This window comes from Nonomuraea sp. NPDC049709 (assembly GCF_040674815.1).
GTDB lineage: Bacteria > Actinomycetota > Actinomycetes > Streptosporangiales > Streptosporangiaceae > Nonomuraea.
This window is the reverse complement of sequence record NZ_JBFANM010000022.1, coordinates 122,880-142,308: the sequence shown is the minus strand read 5'-3', so window position 1 is coordinate 142,308 and position 19,429 is coordinate 122,880. Positions and strand designations below refer to the sequence as shown.

The 19,429-nt window shown below is 70.8% G+C and carries 15 protein-coding genes; 5 read left to right on the top strand and 10 right to left on the bottom strand.

Features of this window, described 5'->3' with window-relative positions; all coding sequences use genetic code 11:
- Positions 1–351: 351 nt before the first annotated feature.
- From AB0J69_RS23505 to AB0J69_RS23485, 5 genes are read right to left on the bottom strand one after another with little or no spacing between them, the layout of a single operon-like run.
- Positions 352–1,575, bottom strand: coding sequence for an acyl-CoA dehydrogenase family protein (locus AB0J69_RS23505; RefSeq protein WP_364120789.1), 1,224 nt, complete (start codon positions 1,573–1,575; stop codon positions 352–354).
- Between the two features lie 7 nt (positions 1,576–1,582).
- A complete protein-coding gene (locus tag AB0J69_RS23500; protein WP_364120786.1) occupies positions 1,583–2,578 on the bottom strand; it encodes an oligopeptide/dipeptide ABC transporter ATP-binding protein in 996 nt (331 codons plus the stop codon).
- Positions 2,568–4,781 carry an oligopeptide/dipeptide ABC transporter ATP-binding protein gene (locus tag AB0J69_RS23495; protein WP_364120785.1) on the bottom strand — a complete coding sequence of 738 codons (2,214 nt, stop codon included), beginning with the start codon at positions 4,779–4,781 and terminating at the stop codon, positions 2,568–2,570. Before AB0J69_RS23495 ends, AB0J69_RS23500 begins: the two co-directional genes overlap by 11 nt.
- Complete coding sequence (locus AB0J69_RS23490) at positions 4,774–5,712, bottom strand: ABC transporter permease (RefSeq protein WP_364120782.1); 939 nt, start codon at positions 5,710–5,712, stop codon at positions 4,774–4,776. Before AB0J69_RS23490 ends, AB0J69_RS23495 begins: the two co-directional genes overlap by 8 nt.
- Positions 5,709–7,331: an ABC transporter substrate-binding protein gene (locus tag AB0J69_RS23485; protein WP_364120779.1), complete on the bottom strand. Its 1,623-nt coding sequence runs from the start codon at positions 7,329–7,331 to the stop codon at positions 5,709–5,711. The genes AB0J69_RS23490 and AB0J69_RS23485 overlap by 4 nt, the downstream gene beginning before the upstream one ends.
- Before the next feature lie 107 nt (positions 7,332–7,438).
- On the opposite strand from AB0J69_RS23485, the gene AB0J69_RS23480 reads away from it, so the two are divergent.
- A complete protein-coding gene (locus tag AB0J69_RS23480; RefSeq protein WP_364120776.1) occupies positions 7,439–8,266 on the top strand; it encodes a TetR family transcriptional regulator in 828 nt (275 codons plus the stop codon).
- On the opposite strand, the gene AB0J69_RS23475 is transcribed toward AB0J69_RS23480, so the two are convergent.
- From AB0J69_RS23475 to AB0J69_RS23455, 5 genes are read right to left on the bottom strand one after another with little or no spacing between them, the layout of a single operon-like run.
- Positions 8,241–10,178: a beta-galactosidase gene (locus tag AB0J69_RS23475; protein ID WP_364120774.1), complete on the bottom strand. Its 1,938-nt coding sequence runs from the start codon at positions 10,176–10,178 to the stop codon at positions 8,241–8,243. The genes AB0J69_RS23480 and AB0J69_RS23475 overlap by 26 nt on opposite strands.
- A gap of 33 nt (positions 10,179–10,211) precedes the next feature.
- Positions 10,212–12,131, bottom strand: coding sequence for a DUF6807 family protein (locus AB0J69_RS23470; protein WP_364120771.1), 1,920 nt, complete (start codon positions 12,129–12,131; stop codon positions 10,212–10,214).
- On the bottom strand, positions 12,131–13,183 hold the full coding sequence (locus AB0J69_RS23465) for a mandelate racemase/muconate lactonizing enzyme family protein (RefSeq protein WP_364120768.1): 1,053 nt from the start codon (positions 13,181–13,183) through the stop codon (positions 12,131–12,133). The genes AB0J69_RS23470 and AB0J69_RS23465 overlap by 1 nt, the downstream gene beginning before the upstream one ends.
- Positions 13,180–14,052, bottom strand: coding sequence for a 5-dehydro-4-deoxyglucarate dehydratase (locus tag AB0J69_RS23460; protein ID WP_364120766.1), 873 nt, complete (start codon positions 14,050–14,052; stop codon positions 13,180–13,182). Before AB0J69_RS23460 ends, AB0J69_RS23465 begins: the two co-directional genes overlap by 4 nt.
- Positions 14,049–14,942, bottom strand: a complete 894-nt coding sequence (locus AB0J69_RS23455; protein ID WP_364120763.1) for an NAD(P)-dependent oxidoreductase — start codon at positions 14,940–14,942, stop codon at positions 14,049–14,051. The genes AB0J69_RS23460 and AB0J69_RS23455 overlap by 4 nt, the downstream gene beginning before the upstream one ends.
- Positions 14,943–15,133: 191 nt before the next feature.
- On the opposite strand from AB0J69_RS23455, the gene AB0J69_RS23450 reads away from it, so the two are divergent.
- The 4 genes from AB0J69_RS23450 (at position 15,134) to AB0J69_RS23435 (ending at position 19,427) form a co-directional block, all read left to right on the top strand.
- Positions 15,134–16,087, top strand: a complete 954-nt coding sequence (locus AB0J69_RS23450; protein WP_364120760.1) for a LacI family DNA-binding transcriptional regulator — start codon at positions 15,134–15,136, stop codon at positions 16,085–16,087.
- A 194-nt stretch (positions 16,088–16,281) separates the two neighbouring features.
- Positions 16,282–17,244: a sugar ABC transporter permease gene (locus AB0J69_RS23445; protein ID WP_364120758.1), complete on the top strand. Its 963-nt coding sequence runs from the start codon at positions 16,282–16,284 to the stop codon at positions 17,242–17,244.
- Positions 17,228–18,094, top strand: coding sequence for a carbohydrate ABC transporter permease (locus tag AB0J69_RS23440; protein ID WP_364120755.1), 867 nt, complete (start codon positions 17,228–17,230; stop codon positions 18,092–18,094). The genes AB0J69_RS23445 and AB0J69_RS23440 overlap by 17 nt, the downstream gene beginning before the upstream one ends.
- A gap of 43 nt (positions 18,095–18,137) precedes the next feature.
- The gene (locus AB0J69_RS23435; protein ID WP_364120752.1) at positions 18,138–19,427 is read left to right on the top strand and encodes an extracellular solute-binding protein; all 1,290 of its coding nucleotides are present in this window, start codon (positions 18,138–18,140) and stop codon (positions 19,425–19,427) included.
- Positions 19,428–19,429 lie beyond the last annotated feature (2 nt).

Here is a 19,429-nt window from a genome sequence, read left to right as displayed (position 1 = left end):
GGGCTGGGTTGGGACGGGCTGGGTTGGCACGGGGCCGGGACGGGACCGAGATGGGGCGGGGTCGAGATGGGGCGGGGTCGAGACGGGCCGGGGTCGAGACGGGCCGGGGCGGAGCCGAGGTGGGGCCGAGGTGGGGCCGACGTGGGGCCGAGGTGGGGCCGAGGTGGGGCCGGACCGGGGGTGGGGCGGGGGCGGGGCGGGGGCGGGGCGGGGGCCAATTCAGGCGGATGTGGAGCGCGCCCATGGTGTGCCTCGTGCGCGGCGCCCGGGCTTCTCGGTGAAGGCCGGGCGCCATGCAGGTGAGTGGGGGGATGTGAGCGGTTCCGTTGCCGGAGGGGCGGGGGTCTGGGGTTACAGGGGGAGGTCGCCGGTGGCGGTGCTGGTGGAGCCGGTGGCCTGGTAGGCGGCGATCGTGCGCTCCGCGATGCGCATCTGGTGGATCTCGTCGGCGCCGTCGGCGAAGCGGGCCCAGCGGGCGTGCTGGAACATGTTCGCCAGCGGCGTGTCCGTCGAGTAGCCCAGGGCCCCGTGCACCTGGATCGCGCGGTCGATGATCCGGTTGAGGCTGTTGGCCACGAAGTGCTTGGCCATCGACACCTCCGTACGGAAGTCATCGCCCTTGTCGATCTTGGAGGCGGCGTGCAGGACCATCAGCTTGCACTGGTAGAGCTCCATGGCCGAGTCGGCGATCATCCACTGGATGCCCTGCTTCTCCGCCAGCAGGGAGCCGTGGCTGTAGCGCTTGAGTGCGCGGTCGACCATCATGTCCAGCGCCGTTTCCGCCTGTGAGATCCAGCGCATGCAGTGGGCGAGGCGGGCCGGGCCCAGACGGTACTGGCCCAGGCGGTGGCCGTTGCCCCGCCCGCCGAGGATGGCGCTGTCGGGCAGGCGCAGGTCCTTGATGACGATCTCGCTGTGGCCGGTGGAGCCGTGCATGGTCTCCACCTCGCGTACGTCGTTCCAGCCCGGGTTGGGAAGGTCCACGAGGAAGGCCGTGTTGGCGCCGCGCGACCCCTCCGGTACGTCCTGCTCCGTCCTGGCGATGAGGATGGCGAAGTTGGCCCGCCGGGCGTTGGAGATGAACCACTTGTGGCCGTTGATCACCCACTCGTCGCCGTCCTGGACCGCCTCGGTACGGATCAGCGTGGGGTCGGACCCGGCCACCTCCGGCTCGGTCATGGCGAAGCAGGACATCTGCACCCCGTCGAGCAGCGGGCGAAGGTACCTCTCCTTCTGCTCGTCGCTCGCCCAGTGCAGCAGGGTGTGCATGTTGCCCTCGTCGGGAGCCTGGCAGTTGAGCACCCACGGGCCGATGCGGGTCTTGGCCGCCTCCGACTGCACCATGGCCAGCTCCACGTGACCCAAGCCCATGCCACCCCACTCCTTCGGCATGTGCGGCAGCCACAGGCCCTCCGCCTTGGCCAGGGAACGGAGCTGGAAGATCGCCCGGAGGTACTCGTCGCGGTCGCCCTCCTTCAGGTCCTCCATGGCCGGAACGACGGTGCCCTGGATGAAGGTGCGGACCCGCTTGCGGATCTCCTCGTGCTCCGGGGCGAGGGTGAAATCGATGGCCATGCTGGTGTTACTCCTTGCGGTGAAGTTGCGAATCATCGGGGTTGTGGCAGGCCAGCCAGTGGTCCTCGCCGATCTGCCTGATCTGGGGTTCCTCCGCGGCGCACGTCGCCGTCGCCCGCGGGCAGCGGGTACGGAAGCGGCACCCGGTGGGCGGGCTGACGGGGGACGGGGGCTCGCCGCTGATCAGCGTGTCCGCGGGCGGCAGGTCCAGGCCGCCCCCGGGGATGGAGGCGATCAGAGCCCGCGTGTACGGGTGCGCCGGCCGGCTGATCAGGTCCGCGCTCGGCGCCAGCTCGCACACCTTGCCCAGGTACATGACCATGATCCGGTCGCTGACGTTCTTCACCACGGCCAGGTCGTGGGCGATGAAGACGAGCGTGAGCCGGTAGCGGGCCTTGAGATCCTCCAGCAGGCCGAGGATCTGGGCCTGCACCGAGACGTCCAGGGCGGAGACCGGCTCGTCGCAGATCACCACCTCCGGGTCGAGGATCAGAGCGCGGGCGATCGAGATCCGCTGGCACTGCCCGCCCGAGAACTCGTGCGGCCGGCGCACCGCCGCCGTCTTCGGGTCGAGCCCGACCGCCTCCAGGACCTCGTCCACCCGGTCGCCGGGGAGGTTCCACACGCGGGGGCCCTCGCCGACGATCTCGCGGACGCGGCGGCGGGGGTTGAGGGAGGAGATGGGGTCCTGGAAGATCATCTGGAGGCGCCGGCGGGTCCTGCGCAGGGCCTCTCCGCGCAGCGCGGTCAGCTCCAGGCCGTCGAGCTGGACGGAGCCCGAGCGGGGCTTGGGCAGCTGGACCAGCGCTCGGGCGGCGCTGGACTTGCCGCAGCCCGACTCGCCGACGATGCCGAGCGTCTCGCCGCGCGCCAGGTCGAAGCTCACCCCGGAGACCGCCCGCACGGTGCGGCCGCGGCCCGCTGGGAACTCCACGACCAGATCCTCCACCCGCAGCAGCACCTCGTCACGGGGACGGAGGTGCGCACTTCCGCTACCGGCCACCGAACTCAGCTCCCTTCACGCCTGCCGCCTCTTCGGCCGCGGTGGTCGTCTTCGTGGCCGCCTCGCTCGGTGACGGGAGCGGGGGGTGCTGGGGGTCGGCGGTGCCCGTGGGGGGCGACGGTCGATGGGCTTCGGTGGTGGATGGTCGGCGGGCGTCCAAAGGCTGGGCGTCCGAGGGGTGGGCGTCCAAAGGCTGGGTGTCCGAGGGGTGGGCGTCCAAAGGCTGGGTGTCCGAGGGGTGGGCGTCCAAAGGCTGGGCGTGCGAGGGGTGGGTGTCCGAGGGGTGGGTGTCCGGGGTGGGTGGGTGGTCGGAGTTCGGCGAAGCGGTGGTGGGGAGCAGGGCGGGTTCCAGGGGACGGGCCGGGGCGGTGTCGCGGGGGTACCAGCAGGCGTACTGGTGGTGGGCCTCCTCGAACAGCGGCGGCGCCTCCCGCTCGCACCGCTCCTGCGCGTACGCGCACCGCGCGCGGAACGCGCACCCGGCAGGCAGGTCCACCAGGTCCGGCGGCCGGCCGGGGATGACGCGCAGCCGGTGGTGCACCGGGTCCGTCAGCCGGGGCGCCGCCTGCAGCAGGGCCTCCGTGTACGGCATCCGCGCCCGCGCGAACACCTCGTCCGCGGGCCCCCGCTCCACCACCTTCCCGGCGTACATCACGATCACCTCGTCCGCCCACCGCGCCACCACCGACAGGTCGTGGCTGACCAGCACCACGGCCATGTCCCGCTCCTCGCGCTGCTGGTGCAGCAGCCGCAGCACCTGGTCCTGGATGGTCACGTCGAGCGCGGTGGTGGGCTCGTCGGCGAACAGCACGTCGGGACGGCACGACAGCGCCATCGCGATCGTCACCCGCTGCCGCATCCCGCCGGAGAGCTGGTGCGGGTAGCGGCGCAACATGCGTACGGGGTCGGGGATGCCGACCGAGGCGAGCAGCCGCACCGCCTCCGCGCGGGCCTGCTTGCGGCTCATCCGGAGGTGCACCCGCAGCGGCTCGGTCACCTGGGTCCCGATCGTCCGTACCGGGTTCAGGGCCGTCATCGGGTCCTGGAACACGGTCCCGAGCCGGAGCCCGAGGACCGAGCGCATCTCGACGGGGCTGTAGGTGGTCAGGTCGTCGCCGGACAGGTACACGTTCCCGCCCCGGACCGAGGTGCCGGGCAGCAGGCCGAGGATGGAGCGGATGAGCATGGACTTGCCCGATCCCGACTCCCCGACGATGGCGAGGGTGCGGCCGCGTTCGAGGGTGAAGGAGACCCCGTCCACGGCCTTGACGACCCCGCGCGGTGTGACGAAGTGCGTGCGCAGGTCCTCAACCTGGAGCAGGGTGTCGCGGATCGGATGCGGCGCGGTGGGCAGGGCAGGCGCGGCGGCGGCCTGGCGTACCGGCTCCAGGCCGCTCTCCCGCACGTCCGTCATGGACCGCAGCCGGTCGCCCACCAGGTTGAACGACAGCACGGTCAGGAACATGACGATCGAGGGGGCCAGCACCATGTGCGGCGCGGTCTCCATGAGGGTACGGCCCTCGTTGATCAGCCCGCCCCAGGTCGGGGTGGGTGCCTGCACGGACAGGCCCAGGAAGGCCAGGCTGCCCTCGGCGACCACGACCACGGCCATGCCGATGAACGCGTACGACGCTGCCGGCACCGCCACGTTCGGCACGATCTCCCGCCACAGGATCCGCCGGTCACGGGTGCCCAGCACGCGGGCGGCCAGCACGAACTCGCGCTCGGCGAAGGTCAGGGTGGCGCCCCGGATCAGGCGGACCCAGGAGGGCACGCCGAGCACGCCGAGGACGATGAGCACGTTGCGCAGGTTCGCCCCGGCGAAGGCCACCACGGCCAGCGCGAACACCAGCGCCGGGAACGCCTGCGCCACGTCGTTGACCGCCATGATGATCGCGTCCGTGGCCCGCCGCCGGTATCCGGCCAGGACGCCGAGCGGCGCGCCGATGCCCAGGCCGAGCAGGACGGCGCCGAGGCCCACGCCGAGCGAGACGCGGGCCCCGTACACGACCCTGCTGAGGACGTCGCGGCCGAGCCCGTCGGTGCCGAGCGGGTGCGCGGCGCTGGGCCCCGACTGGGGCGGCCCGGCGAGCGTCTCGTCGTAGCGGGGGAACGGCAGCAGGTCGGCGAGGAGGGCGGCGAGCAGCACCAGCCCGATCCAGCCGATCGCCAGCCAGAACCCGAGCCCCAGCCGCCTACGCACGCCGGATCCTGGGGTCGACGGCGGCGTACACCAGGTCCACCGCGAAGTTGACCACCACGTAGCCGACCGAGATCAGCACGACGCCTCCCTGAACCGTCAGGTAGTCGCGGGAAAAGATGGAGTCGACGATGAGCCGCCCGACGCCGGGCAGGCCGAAGAGGGTCTCGATGATCACGGTGCCGCCGATGAGCGCGCCCAGGTTGAGGCCGATGGCGGTGATCAGGGTGATCGCGGAGGGGCGCAGCGCGTGCCGCCACAGGATGCGGCGCGGCGACAGGCCGCGGGCGCGCGCCAGCGTGATGTAGTCCTCCTGGAGGGTGGCGATCAGGTCGGTACGCAGCAGTCGCGCGTAGACCGCCAGCTGCCCGCAGCCGAGCGTGATCGCGGGCAGGATCACGGAGGTGAGGTTCCAGCCCAGGTCGAGGGTGATGGGGGTCCAGCCGGTAGCCGGAACCACCTGCCAGGTGACCGCGAAGACGAGGATAAGCAGCACGCCCAGCACGAAGACGGGCGTGGACAGCAGCGCGAAGCTGAGCGCGGTGAGCACCTGGTCCAGAGCGCGGCCGGCGCGGCGGGCGGCGGCCACGCCCACCGGGATCGCCAGTCCCAGCGCGATGATCTGCGCGGCGACCAGCAGCTCCAGGGTGACGGGCAGCCGCTCGGCCAGCTCGGTGGCGACCGGCATCCTGGTGATGTAGGAGTCGCCGAAGTCGCCGGTGGCGAGCCCGCCGAGCCAGTCGAGATAGCGCACGATCAGCGGTTGGTCCAGCCCGAGCTCCTGGCGGAGCTGGGCGCGGGCCTCCTCGGTCGCCGACAGGCCCAGGATCTGCGTGAGCGGATCGCCCGGCAGCAGGTTGAGCAGGACGAAGGAGAGGAAGGTCACCACGACCAGCACCACCAGGAGCCGGACCAGCCGGTGGAGGATGATCACCGTTCGCTGACCCAGAGCTGGCCGAAGGGGTGGTACGGGATGGGCGAGCCGGTCAGCGGCAGCCCCTTCTCGCCGTCGGGCAGCACGTGCTCACCGATGCCGCGCACCTTGGTCCTGGCCACGATCGCCCCGGTGTTGAGGTGGTCGATGAACACGTACGGGACCAGATCGCGCAACCGCTCCTGCACGGTGGTGTAGGCCTGCTTGCGCGCGGCCTCGTCCGGGTTCGTCCGGCCGATGTCCAGGGCGGCGCTCAGCTTGTCGTCCTTGAGCCGGGTCATGTTGAGCGAGATGGCGCCGACGGGCTTGGCGTACCCCTGGTGCATCCAGATGTACTCGCCGTCGGGGTCGGGGGAGGAGAACTGCGTCCACACGGTGGCGGCGAAGTTCCCGGTGATGGCGCGGTTGATCAGGTCGGGCTGGTCGGCCTGCTTGATCGACACGTCGATGCCGGCCTTGCGCCACATGTCCTGGGCCAGCTCCACGCCCTGCATGGTGTTCGGGTCGGGGGTGGAGATCAGCTCGAAGCGGATCGGGCCCTTCTCCGCCTCCACCTCCTTGACCAGCTCGGCGGCCTTGGCTGCGTCGAAGTCGGGGTAGCCGCCGGGGGCGTACCACTTGGAGTCCTCCGACCACGGGCCGTCGGCCGGCTTGGTCAGCCCGCCGCGCAGGGTCGAGATGACGGTCTTGCGGTCCGTGGCGTAGGCGAGGGCCTTGCGGACCCGTACGTCGTCGAGCGGGGCCACCGCGGTGTTGAGCAGGAACATGTACTCCGGCACGGCCATGCCCTGCGCGCGGTGCACCGTGTAGGTGTCCTTCTGCGCGCCGAACTTGGTCAGGTCCTCGTCGCGCGAGGTCCCGATGGCGTCGACGCCGCCCGCTTCGAGGGTCTGGGCCCGGGTCTGGCTGTCGGGCAGGATCCTGAACTCGACCTCGTCCAGGTACGGCAGGCCCTGCCGCCAGTACTTGGGGTTCCGGGCGACGACCATGCGGTTGTCCGGGACGTACTCCTTGAAGACGAACGGCCCGGTGCCCACCGGCTTGAGGCTGGCCGACTTGGGGTCGTTGAGCGACGCGGGCGGGACGATCATGCCGATCTGCGCGGCCAGGTAGTACGGGAAGGCCACCCAGGGCTGGTTGAGCTGCACCTTGACCGTCATCGGGTCCACCAGCTCGAACGACTTGACCGGCACGAACACCGCCGCGTTCAGCGGTGAGGCCTTCTGCGCTTCGAGGTTGGCCTTGACGATGTCACCGGTGAGGGCGATCCCGTCGGAGAACGAGACGCCCGGCCTGACCTTGATCGTCCATTCGTCGTACTTCTTGCTCGGGGTCAGCGACTCGGCCAGGTACGGCTTCCACTCGCCGTTGGCGTCCACGCTGACCAGCGGTTCGATGATCGAGCCCGCCATGCTGTAGCTCTGTGCCGCGAACTGGTCGGTGACGGGGTTGAACCCGTTGGCGTCCGCGCTGAGCCCGTAGACCAGCCGTCCGCCCTGGGTCGGTCCCGTCGCCGGCGCGCTCGACTGCGGCGGCCCCGCGACCGGCCGCTGTCCGCTGCACGCCAGCAGCACCGACGCGGCCAGCAGCAGCGTGGCCGGTGTTCTCCAGCGTTTCATCCACGCCTCCTCCCGGTAGATCCCCCGAGAGCAATTTCACCGATAGTACTATCGGTGAAATTACGCACAAGTGCCGCGGGACAATCGTTACGAGGGGAGGGGGATCGATGACAGGCACGCCGCTCACCAGGAGCGAGGCCAAGGATCTGACCAGGCGCAAGCTCGTTCGCGCCGCCCTGGCGATCCTGGACGAGGAGGGCGAGGCGGGGCTGACCACGGTCAAGGTCGCGAAGGCCGCCGGCATCGCCCAGTCCAGCTTCTACGTGCACTTCAAGGACATGCAGGAGCTGCTCGGGGTGCTCGTGGAGGAGGGCGGCGCGCGGTTGCGCGGATCGATGCGGGAGGCGCGCCGCAGGGCCCGCGAGGCTCCCGACGATCTCGAACGGCACCGCGAGACGTTCCGCATCCCCCTGGAGGCGATCTGCCGGCACCCCGAGCTGCTGCGCATCCAGCTCAGGGCCCGGCACGACCCGTCGTCCTCGCTGCGCGACTTCGCGGTGGAGACGGCGGCGGCCTACCGCGAGCACCACGCCGCCGACCTGGCCGCCCTCGGCTACACCGCCGACAACGAGCGTGACCGGCGGCGGCTGGAGATGATCGCCGAGGGGATAAACGCGGCCACCAACGCGCTCGCGATGGGCCACCTGGAGGGGCGCTACCCCGACCTGGCGGAGGCCGCCGACATCCTCACCGCCCTGTCGCGGGGCGCCCTGAGGCTGCTCAGGTCGACGTCGGGGAAGGCGGCAGGCGAGGCCGCCGCCTCCACCGGCCTTCTGCCCGAGACGGGGCCGGCCGCCGAGACAGGCCTGTTTGGTGAGCCGGGGCCGGTCGGCGGGGCGGGGCCGGTCGCCGCCGCGAAGCCGGTCGGCGAGGCGGGGCCGGTGGGCGAGGCGGCCTCGGTCGCGCCCGTCAGCGAGCCTCCCGGACGATCCTGACCGCGCCGGCCGGGACCGCCAGCTCGCCGTCGACCTCCGCGCCGTCCAGCGTGCTGCCCTTGGCCGGCACCACCGCGTCGGTTCCCGTGTGGTTGACGGCGAACAGGAAGGAGCGGCCGTCCGGGTGCGAGCGGCGTACGAGCTCGACCCCGGGCGTCCCCCCGAACCGGACGCCCGCCTCCGCGCAGACCGCCGACAGGACCCGCTCCGGGCCGGTGAACAGCGTGGTCAGGTAGTGCGCGGCCCCCTGACCGTGCTCGTTCCTGGTCCACGCGGGCCCGCCCGAGGCGTACGTGTCCAGGACCGAGGCGGTGGTGGCCCGGGCGACCTCGCTCCACACCGCACCGGCGCCCCCGCCGGCCAGCGTCACCGTCTCCCCGGCCGCGAGCGGGAAGAACTCCTCCACCGTCACCCCGAGCAGCTCCCGCCAGGCCCCCGGATAACCCCCGAGCCGGACCTTGTCGTGCTCGTCCACGATCCCGCTGTACGGCCCCACCAGCGCCACGCCGCCACCCGCCACGAACCGCTCCAGGTTCGCGGCCCCCGCGTCGGTCACCAGGTAGAGGGAGGGCACGAGCACCAGGCGATAGCGGGACAGGTCGCCTTCGGGATGGGCCAGGTCGCAGGTGACGCCCAGCCGCCACAGCGCGGCGTGCCAGCGCTTGATCTCCTCGACCGGCTTCAGCTCCGAGGTGGGCTGGGCCGGGTGGTCCTGGGCCCAGATGCTGGACCAGTCGAGCAGGATCGCCACGTCGGCCTCGACCGAGCTGCCCGCCACGTCGGCCGCCTCGCCCAGCAGGTCGCCGAGCGCGACGACCTCGCGCCAGATCTTGGTGTCGGTGCCGGCGTGGGGCAACATCGCCGAGTGCCACTTCTCGGCGCCCGCCTTCGACTGGCGCCACTGGAAGAACATGATCGCGTCCGCGCCCCTGGCCAGGTGCTGCACGGAGTTGCGGTGCATCTCGCCGGGCGCCTTGGCGCGGTTGTAGCCCTGCCAGTTCACGGCGCTGGTGGAGTGCTCCATCAGCAGCCAGGGCCGGTCCCGCTTGAACGAGCGCGTGAGGTCGGCGGCGAAGGCCAGGTCGATGTGCGGGTCGTCGCCGAAGAGGTACTGGTCGGTGGAGACCACGTCCACCTCCTCGGCGAACGCCCAGTAGTCCATGTCCCAGTGGTAGCCGGCCATGAAGTTCGTGGTCGCCGGCACGCCGGGGGAGAGCGAGCGCAGCAGGTCGCGCTCGGCGCGGTAGAGGGCCAGCAGCGCGTCGGAGCTGAACCGGTGGAAGTCGAGCTGCTGGCCGGGGTTGGTGTAGCTGGGGGTGATCCGGGGCGGCAGGATCTGCTCCCACTCGCTGTACCGCTGCGACCAGAACGCGGTGCCCCAGGCGTCGTTGACCGCGTCCAGGCTTCCGTGGCGCTCGGCGAGCCAGGCGCGGAAGGCGGCCGCCGAGGTGTCGCAGTAGCAGCGCGAGTTGTGGCAGCCGTACTCGTTGTGCACGTGCCACATCGCCAGCGCCGGATGGTCACGGTAGCGGCGGCCGAGCTGCTCGGCGACGGCCAGGGCCTTGTCGAGGTAGGCGGGCGAGCTGGGGCAGAACGCCTGCCGGCTGCCGTGCCACAGCCGGCGCCCGTCGGCGTCGACGGGCAGCGCCTCGGGGTAGCGCTGCCCGAACCACGGCGGCGGGGAGGCGGTGGGCGTGGACAGGTAGGCCCGGATCCCGCCGCCGGCCAGCAGGTCCATGATCCGGTCCAGCCGGCCGAACTCGTAGCGGCCCTCCACCGGCTCCAGCATCGACCAGGAGAAGATGCCCAGGCTGACGTGGTTGACGCCGGCCTGGCCCATCAGCCGGACGTCCTCGGCCCACGTCTCCTCCGGCCACTGCTCCGGGTTCCAGTCACCGCCGTAAACGATCAACGCGAACTCCTCATATTTTATGATTTATTCGCATCAGAGTCTCATATCGGCCGCCAGAGCGGAAACCTCCTCCTCGGTCAGTCTTCCATCCGCCACGACGGTGACGACCCGCCTGGTCAGAGTGGTGTCGAGGACCAGCGGCGTGTCCCAGGCCAGCGCCTGCCCCACCCCCGGATACTCCTCGACCCGGACGAACCACGGGTCGCCGTCCGCCTGGACGAAGACCAGCGTCCAGTCCCGGCCCTCCGGCGTGGTGCCGGACATGGCCACCCACGGGTCCCGGCTGCCGTGCACGACCTGCTCGCCGCCCGGGAGCGTGGTCCGGGCGGTGGAGGTGCCGGGCGCGCGCCAGAAGAAGCCGCCGTACCCCGCGCCCGCCCGGCCCTTGGTGGCCGAGCTGTGGATCTCCAGCGGCGCGCCGGTGAGGTTGGTGAGCGTGAACGCGAAGTCCAGCGCCCAGGCGTCCCCGACCGGCCGGGCCGTGACCGTCCGCTCCTCGCGGACCAGCGGGCCGCCGGGACCGGTCCACTCCAGCTGCTCGGCGAAGCCGCCGTCGTCCAGCCGGGTGAACGCCAGGTGCCGCTGCGTGCCGTGGTTCTCCAGCCAGGTGGGCCCCTGGTCCTTGACGTATGTCCGGCCGCCCCAGAAGTTCGCCCCGCCGAGGTCGGAGATCGCCACGCCCACGCCCAGGTGGTGCACGTGGTCCTCGGGGCGGACCTGGGTGACCTCCACGCCGCCGAGGGTGCGTACCCGGTGCAGGTAGGGGCGGGGCGAGTCGGTGACGGGCAGGTCGGGACGCCAGTCGTAGGCGGCCACCGCCCGGCCCGACACCAGCAGCTCCACCGCCGTCCACGGCGCGCCGAGCTCCGAGTAGAGCGCCAGCTCGGCCGCGCTGCGATCGGTCAGCTCGACCACGCCGGGCAGGATCCGGCCCACGACCTCGCCCGCCTCGTCCCGCCGTACCAGCTGGTGCCGTTCGGGGATCGGCAGCGGCTCGGGAGCCAGCCGCACCGCGTCGAGCACCTGCGTGAACGTCTCCGTGCGCGACAGCGGCACCAGCAGCTCCGCGCCCGTGCGCACGTGGTCGATGAGGTTCTCCAGCAGCCCCGTACGGTCGTGCACGGTCGTCGTGACCGAACCGTCGGCGAGCTCCACCTTGAGCCGGTCCTCGGTGTAGATCAGCGTGGCCCGGCCCCGGTCGCCGTGCACGACCAGGTACGGCTCGTGCCGCTCCGGCGCGAGCAACGTCACCGCGATCGTGATCACGAGCCCGTCCTCCAGGCGGACGCGCACGCAGGACGTGTCGTCCGACTCGATCGGATGGGCGTGGTAGAGCTCGGTCTCGATCTCCGCAATCGGGCTGTCCACCAGGGCGAGCGCGGTCGCGACGGCATGCGCGAACGGGTTCGTCAGCGCGCCGTCCACCACGTCCACCCCGTTCAGCCGGCGCCGGCCCGACCAGGGGGAGCGGGTGAAGTAGGCCGAGGGGCGCTCCCAGGCGCCCGCGCCGCCGATGCCGCGCACCCGGCCGAGCGCGCCGCTCGCGATCAGCTCGCGCAGCGCCGGGACGGCCGCCGAGCCGAGCGACTGGAAGCCGACCTGGCAGGCGAGGCCGGTCTCCGCGACCGCCGCGGCGATCCTGCGGTGCGCCTCCGGGCTGGCCGCGGGCGGCTTCTCCAGCAGCACGTGCGAGCCGCCGTGCAGCGCGGTCATCGCGAGGTCGGCGTGCGTGTCGATCGGCGTGCAGATGACGGTGACCTCGGCTCCGGTCTTCGCGATCAGATCGCCCAGGTCCGGCGACTGCAGCGGCGCCCCGAAGTCCACCTCCACCGGCCGCAGGTCGCAGACGCCGGCCAGCTCGACCAGGCCGCGATCGGCCAGCAGGCGCAGGACGCCCAGATGGTGGCGGCCGTGGCCCTGGGCCCCGGCCAGTACGACCTTCACCGGTGCCATCACGACCACCGCAGCCCGAGGCCGGCGTGCCCGCCCGCGAGCAGCACGCCACCCGAGATCTCCACCGGGTACGGCTCCGCCAGCAACCCCAGCGCGGCGAACGAGGCGTCCTCCACGTCCTCCACCATGACGGGCAGCGGCAGGGACAGGGCGAGCTGCCCGGACACCTCGCTCAGCAGGTGCGGGTAGACCGGCACGTCGTACGTCCTGGCCAGCTCCACGATCCGCAGGAACGGCGTGATGCCGCCGACCCGCACCACGTTCGGCTGGACGACGTCGCAGGCCCCGGCGGCCAGCAGGTCGCGGAAGCCGTAGGTCGTGTAGACGTTCTCGCCGACGGCGACCGGCACGTCGACGGAGCGGCGCAGCTCCACGTGCGCGGCCACGTCGTCGGCGGGCAGCGGCTCCTCGATCCAGTGCAGGCCGAACTCCCGCAGCGCGGCCAGCGCCCGCCGGGCCCGGTGCAGGTCCCAGCGCTGGTTGGCGTCGATCATCAGCAGCCGGTCGGGCCCGATCACCTCGCGGACGGCGGCCACCCGCGCCACGTCCTCGGCCAGGTCCGGGCGGCCCACCTTGATCTTGACGCCCCGGTAGCCGGCCGCCACCCAGCGCCTGGCCTGCTCGACCAGCTCCTCCAGCGGGTAGTGCAGGTTGACGCCGCTGCCGTAGACCGGCACCTCCTCGCGCCGCCGGCCCAGCGCGTCCGGCAGCCCGTCGGCGCCGCAGCGCAGGTCCCACAGCGCCAGGTCGACGCCGGCCAGCGCGATCGTGGTGACCCCGCCGGGGCCCGCCTCGCGCAGGTGCCGCCACAGCCGGTCCCACACCACCTCGGGGTGCGCGGGCAGCCCGATCAGCGCCTCGCGCAGGTCGTGGTCGAGCAGGGCCTTGACGGCGTGCGCGCCGATCTGCGGCGTCCACGAGAACCCGGTGCCGGTGCGCCCGTCCGTCAGCGTGACGTGGGTGACGATCACGTGGTTGGCGGGCACGTCCGCGCCCCAGGGGCGCGGCAGCGGGGCGGTGCGCAGCTCGGTACGCAGGTCCGCGATCGTCATGACGCCGCCCGTTCGAGACCGGTCTTGATCAGCGCCTCCAGCTCCTCCAGGTGCTCGCCGGTCACCTCGACCAGCGGCGGGCGGACGGCGCCGACGTCCAGGCCGCGCAACCGTACGCCGGCCTTGACCAGGGCGACCGGGTAGCCGGGGACCTTGCCGCGCAGGCGTACGAGGGGGGCGTAGAATTCGGTGAGCAACCGCTCGTCACCGTTGAGGTAGGCCAGCGCGATCTCGGGCGCGAACGCGAACACCGCGCTGGAGTACAGCTCCACGCCGATGCCCCGGTAGGCGGGCATGGTCAGCTCGGCCGTCGGCAGCCCGTTGAAGAACAGGAAGTCCGGGTACACCTCGCGTACGGCCAGCACGGTCCGCTGCATCCGGTCGATGTCGCCCAGGCCGTCCTTCAGGCCGATCACACCCGGGACGCCGGCCAGCGCGACCACCGCCTCCGGCTCCAGCACCACGGAGCCACGCTGGTAGACGATCACCGGCAGCACCTCGGCCACCGCCCGCACGTATGCCTCGAAGCCGTGCCCGGGCCCCTGGGCCAGGTACGGCGGCATGAGCAGCAGCCCGTCGGCGCCCGCCTCCCGCGCCGCCCGCGCCTGGTTCAGCGCCGCGCCGAGCGGCCCGCCCGCGCCCGCGAACAGCGGCACCCGGCCGCCCACGACCTCGGCCGCCACCCGCACCGCCCGCGCGTGCTCGGACTCGGACAGGGCCGAGAACTCGCCGGTGCCGCACGCCACGAACACGCCGCCCGGACCGTGCTCCATGCCCTGCCGCACATGCTCGGCCAGCACCTGCTCGGCAAGGGTGCCGTCGGCATCGAAGGGGGTCACGGGGAAGAACAGCACACCGCTGAGATTCATTCGGATTCATCCTTGAGTTCGGTACGCCAGCTGCGCTTGGGCTGCCAGCCGAGCAGGCGCTCTGCCTTGGCGGTCGAGAAGGCGGGGGTGGTGCCGGTGAGCCCGGCCGCGAACGGCTCGGTGCCGGGCACGACCTGGGGCAGCAGGTCGGCCAGCGGCTTCCTGGCCAGCGCGTCGGCCGCGCCGGCGAAGAAGACCTCGCCGTTGGGCAGTTCGGGCAGCGCCTCGGCGAGCACGGCGATCATCTCGGCGGCGTCGCGGGAGTCGATGTAGTTGAACAGCGACACCCCGCCCAGCTCGGGCCGGTCCAGCCGCTCGCGCACCGTGTGGCCGGACTGCGTGGGCGCGCCCGCCCACTCCTCCGGGGGGATCACGAAGCACGGCCGCACCGCCGCCATCTTCGTGCTGCCCGCCCGGGCGAACGCCTTCATCGTCTCCTCGGCCGCGACCTTGGACAGGTTGTAGGCGTTCCAGGGGCGTACGGGGTGCTCCTCGTCGATCGGGAGGTAATGGGGCGCCCAGCCGCCGGGCGCGCCGTACCCCATGACGGTGGGGCTGCTGGCCACCACCACGCCCGCCACGCCCAGGGCCACCGACGCCTCGCACACGTTGAACGCGAGCTGCGTGTTGACCTTGAAAATCACCGATTCGGGGAAGCTGAACGGGGTCGCGATCGCGGCCAGATGGATCACCGACTCCGGCCGGAACCTGGCGATCACCTCGAACGCCTCGCCCGTGTCGGTGAGGTCGGCCGGTAACGCGACAGCCGCCTCCTCCGGTGTCCCGGGGGCGCGGTCCACGCCTATGACCTCGTGCCCGGCCGCCGCGAGCGTGCTGACCACGCTGCGGCCGAGGCGTCCTGCGCTTCCGGTGACGAGGACTCTGCTCACCGTGAGGGGCTCCTTCAAGACTGCAAACAGTTGCACTAAACCTTTGTGTCAGGAAGGGTGAGGCGTCAAGAGGCGATTTCGTCACCGCCCGTCTAGCTGGGAGTTCTCGGCCCTGTCCTGACGCAGCCGTGTGGCAAGCGCTTTCATTGTACTCATGGGTACTGCAATCGGTTGCGTTAGGGTGGGCGACTGTGACAGTGACGATTCGTGATGTGGCCAGGGCGTCCGGCGTGCATGTGTCGACGGTCTCCCGGACGTTCTCCGCGCCGCACATGGTGAACGCCGCCACCCGCACCAGGGTGCTGACCGTGGCCGAGGAGCTGGGATACCGGCCCAACCGGGCGGCCAGGGCGCTCACGACCGGGCGTACCCACAATCTCGGCCTGATCGTGGCCGACATCGCCAACCCGTTCTTCCCGCCGCTGATCAAGGCGGCGCACTCGGCGGCCCGGCAGCGCGACTACCACCTGTTCGTGGCCGACACCGACGAGGAGCCGGCCGCCGAGGAGGAGCTGGTGCAGGCGTTCTCCAAGCAGGTGGACGGCCTGGTGCTGTGCAGCCCGCGCTCCTCCAACAAGGCGCTGGAGCGGCTGGCCGAGCGGGTGCCGTTCGTGGTGATCAACCGGCGGCTGCGCGGCGCGGCCACCGTGCTGATGGACGTCGGCCACGGGGCCAGGCTGGCGGTCGAGCACCTGGCGGGGCTGGGGCACGCGCGGGTCGCGCTGGTCTCGGGGCCGGCCGGCTCGTGGACGAGCGCGGAGATCCGTACGGCCGCCGAACAGGTGCCGGGCGTCGAGCTCGTCGTCATCGGACCCAACGCGCCCACCGAGCGGGGCGGGTTCGCCGCGGCGGCCCGGGTCCGGGACTCGGGGGCGACCGGCGTGCTGGCCTACAACGACCTGGTGGCGATCGGGCTCATCGAGGGGCTCGGCGATCTCGGGCTGAGCGTGCCCGAGGACGTCAGCGTGGTGGGGATAGACGACATCGTGCCCGGCCGGCTGAGCCGCCCGAAGCTCACCACGGTGGCCATGCCGACGGCCGCCGCCGGGCGGCTCGCGGTGGACCTGCTCATCCAGGAGGTCACCGCCACCACCTCGCTGGAGACCCGCCTGGTGATCAGGGACTCCACCGCTGCTCCACGATAGCCCGGCAGCTGCAAACGGTTGTACTAAACCGGAACGAAATTCATCTGACTTCTCGGACGGTCACGCTTGTCAGCTGGGAAAACGTCGTGGCGATATATCGGTAACGGCTATGTAACGCCTGCAAAGGGTTGACGTAACTTTCCCGCCAGCTATAGGAAAGCGCTATCCATTCACTTCTCGCCGGAAGGTCCGTGATGACTGAAGTTTCGGTGGCGGTGAAACCCCCCCACGCGGCGAAGCAGCCCGTACGTGGTGGTCACCGCTCCACGAAACGGTCCCGCCGCGAGGCACGTGCCGCCTACCTGTTCCTGGCTCCCTGGTTCGCCGGCCTGCTCATCATCACGATCGGCCCGATCTTCGCCTCCCTCTACCTGTCCTTCACGGACTACAGCCTCCTGGAGGAGGCCAAGTGGGTCGGGTTCGACAACTACGTGAAGATGTTCACCGAGGACCCGAGGTTCCTGGCCTCGCTGAAGGTCACCACGGTGTACGTGATCGTCTCGGTCCCGCTGCAGCTGGCCTTCGCCCTCGCGCTGGCCCTGGTGCTCGACCGGGGGCTGCGCGGGCTGCCCATCTACCGCTCGATCTTCTACCTGCCCTCCCTGCTGGGCGGCAGCGTCGCGATCGCGATCCTGTGGCGCAAGGTCTTCGGCGCCGAGGGCCTGGTCAACGCGGTGCTGGCGGTCTTCGGCATCCAGGGCCCCGGGTGGGTGGGTGACCCGGACACCGCGCTGGGGACGCTGATCCTGCTGCACGTGTGGACGTTCGGCGCCCCGATGATCATCTTCCTGGCCGGGCTCCGCCAGATCCCGAGCAGCTACTACGAGGCCGCCTCCGTGGACGGGGCCGGGCCGCTGCGGCAGTTCCGCTCGATCACGCTGCCGCTGCTGACGCCGATCATCTTCTTCAACCTCGTGCTGGAGCTCATCAAGTCGTTCCAGTCGTTCACGCAGGCGTTCATCGTGAGCGGTGGGAAAGGCGGCCCCGCCGACTCCACCCTCTTCTACACGCTCTACCTGTATCTGCAGGGGTTCAAGAACTACGACATGGGCTACGCGGCCGCGATGGCCTGGGTCCTGCTGCTGATCATCGCCGGGCTGACCGGGGTGAACTTCCTCGCTTCCAAGTATTGGGTCTTCTATGGCGACACCAAGTAGGCCGATCCCGGTCCTGTTCCGCCCGCTCAAGGGCGGGCCGGTGGTCAAGCACATCCTGCTGATCGGCTTCGGGCTGGTCATGCTCTATCCGCTGCTCTGGATGATCTCCAGCTCGCTCAAGCCGGAGGAGCTCATCTTCCGGCAGCCGGGGCTGTGGCCCAGCGAGGTCACGCTGGAGAACTACACCGAGGGCTGGACCGCGCTCAAGCATCCCTTCGGCTACTACCTGTGGAACTCCGCGGTGATCACCGGGCTGTCGGTGGTGGCGAACCTGGTCGCGTGCTCGCTGGCCGCCTACGCCTTCGCCCGGCTGAACTTCCCGCTGAAGAAGCTGTGGTTCGCGCTCATGCTGGGCACGATCATGCTGCCGCACCACGTGACGATCGTGCCGCAGTACATCATGTTCTCCGAGCTCGACCTGATCAACACGATCTGGCCGCTGGTCCTGCCGAAGATCCTGGCCACCGACGCGTTCTTCATCTTCCTCATGGTGCAGTTCATCCGCACGCTGCCCCGTGAGCTGGACGAGGCGGCGGAGATCGACGGCGCCGGTTACTGGCGGATCTTCATCAGGGTCGTCATGCCGCTGTGCATGCCGGCACTGGCCACGACCGCGATCTTCACGTTCATCTGGACCTGGAACGATTTCCTCAGCCAGCTCCTGTATCTCAACAATCCCGACAACTTCACCGTACCGGTAGCGTTGCGCACGTTCCTGGACGCCAGCAGCGACTCGTCGTGGGGCCCGATGTTCGCCATGTCGATCATCGCGCTCGGCCCCATCTTCGGGTTCTTCCTGGCAGGTCAGAAGTACCTGATCCGTGGTGTGGCCACCACGGGCCTGAAGTAGTTCCTCCACCCCCCAACAGAGAACACCCATAGGAGGTAGAGCCGTGAGCTCTGGCAAGAAGATGTGGTCGGCGGCACTGCTCGCCACCGCTGTGCTGGCGGTCACCGCGGCCTGCGGCGGCGGCAGCGGCGGCGGCGGCGAGACCGCCGACGGCAAGATCAAGCTGCGCTTCTCCTATTGGGGCAGCGACGCGCGGCAGAAGATGACCGAAGAGGCGATCAAGAAGTTCGAGGCGAAGAACCCGACCATCGACGTCGAGGGCGAGTTCTCGGACTGGGCCAGCTACTACGAGACGCTCTCCACGAAGGTCGCGGGCAGTGACGCGCCGGACGTGATGAGCCTGGAGATCCGCGGCCTGCGCGAGTACGCCGACCGCGGCACCCTCGCCGACCTGGCCAGCAAGGTCAACACCGCCGACATCGACGGCAAGGTGCTGGCCACCGGCGCCATCGAGGGCAAGCAGTTCGCCATCCCCACCGGTGTCAACGCCTTCTCCCTGATCGTCAACAAGGCGCTGGTCGAGCAGGCGAAGGCGGAGCTGCCCGACGACAAGCAGTGGACGTGGGAGGAGTACGTCGAGCTGGCCAACAAGGTCACCTCCGGCAGCGGCGGCAAGATCACCGGCACGCAGCTGAGCTGGAACCCCGCCTACCTGCAGATCTACGCCACGCAGAAGGGTGAGCCGTTCTACAACGGCAACAAGCTCGGCCTGTCGCCCGAGACCATCAAGGAATGGTGGGCGATCATGCAGAACCTCATCAAGGGCAAGGGCGCCCCCGACGCCGCCAAGAGCACCGAGATCGGCGCCACCAGCATCGACCAGTCGCTGCTGGGCACCAACACCGGTGCGATGGGCATGTGGTGGAGCAACCAGCTCGGCGCCGCCAGCAAGGCCTCCGGCCAGGAGCTGGACCTGCTGCGGATGCCGAAGATCAAGGGCGCCACCACCGGCGGCATGTTCCTGCAGCCGGCCATGTTCTACAGCGCCTCCTCGAAGACCGAGCACGCCGCCGAGGCCGCCAAGTTCATCGACTACATGATCAACGACCCCGAGGCGGGTCAGATCATCCTCAGCGACCGCGGCCTGCCGGCCAGCTCCAAGGTGCTGGCCGCGGTGCGGGACAAGCTTCCCGACGCGGACAAGAAGACGCTGGCCTTCCTCGACGAGGCCAAGGGCGAGCTGACCGACCCGCCCGCCGCCCCGCCGAAGGGCGCCAGCGCCATGGAGGACATCCTCACGCGGTACTCGGAGGAGGTCATGTTCGGCCGCATGACCCCTGACGACGCCGCACAGAAGTTCATCACGGAGGCCAACGCCTCCATCGCCGGCTAAAG

Excerpts from the sequence above, each read along its gene's own strand:
- AB0J69_RS23505 (WP_364120789.1), bottom strand. The coding sequence starts at position 1,575 with ATGGCCATCGATTTCACCCTCGCCCCGGAGCACGAGGAGATCCGCAAG.
- AB0J69_RS23485 (WP_364120779.1), bottom strand. The coding sequence starts at position 7,331 with ATGAAACGCTGGAGAACACCGGCCACGCTGCTGCTGGCCGCGTCGGTG.
- AB0J69_RS23480 (WP_364120776.1), top strand. The coding sequence starts at position 7,439 with ATGACAGGCACGCCGCTCACCAGGAGCGAGGCCAAGGATCTGACCAGG.
- AB0J69_RS23470 (WP_364120771.1), bottom strand. The coding sequence starts at position 12,131 with ATGGCACCGGTGAAGGTCGTACTGGCCGGGGCCCAGGGCCACGGCCGC.
- AB0J69_RS23465 (WP_364120768.1), bottom strand. The coding sequence starts at position 13,183 with ATGACGATCGCGGACCTGCGTACCGAGCTGCGCACCGCCCCGCTGCCG.
- AB0J69_RS23460 (WP_364120766.1), bottom strand. The coding sequence starts at position 14,052 with ATGAATCTCAGCGGTGTGCTGTTCTTCCCCGTGACCCCCTTCGATGCC.
- AB0J69_RS23445 (WP_364120758.1), top strand. The coding sequence starts at position 16,282 with ATGACTGAAGTTTCGGTGGCGGTGAAACCCCCCCACGCGGCGAAGCAG.
- AB0J69_RS23440 (WP_364120755.1), top strand. The coding sequence starts at position 17,228 with ATGGCGACACCAAGTAGGCCGATCCCGGTCCTGTTCCGCCCGCTCAAG.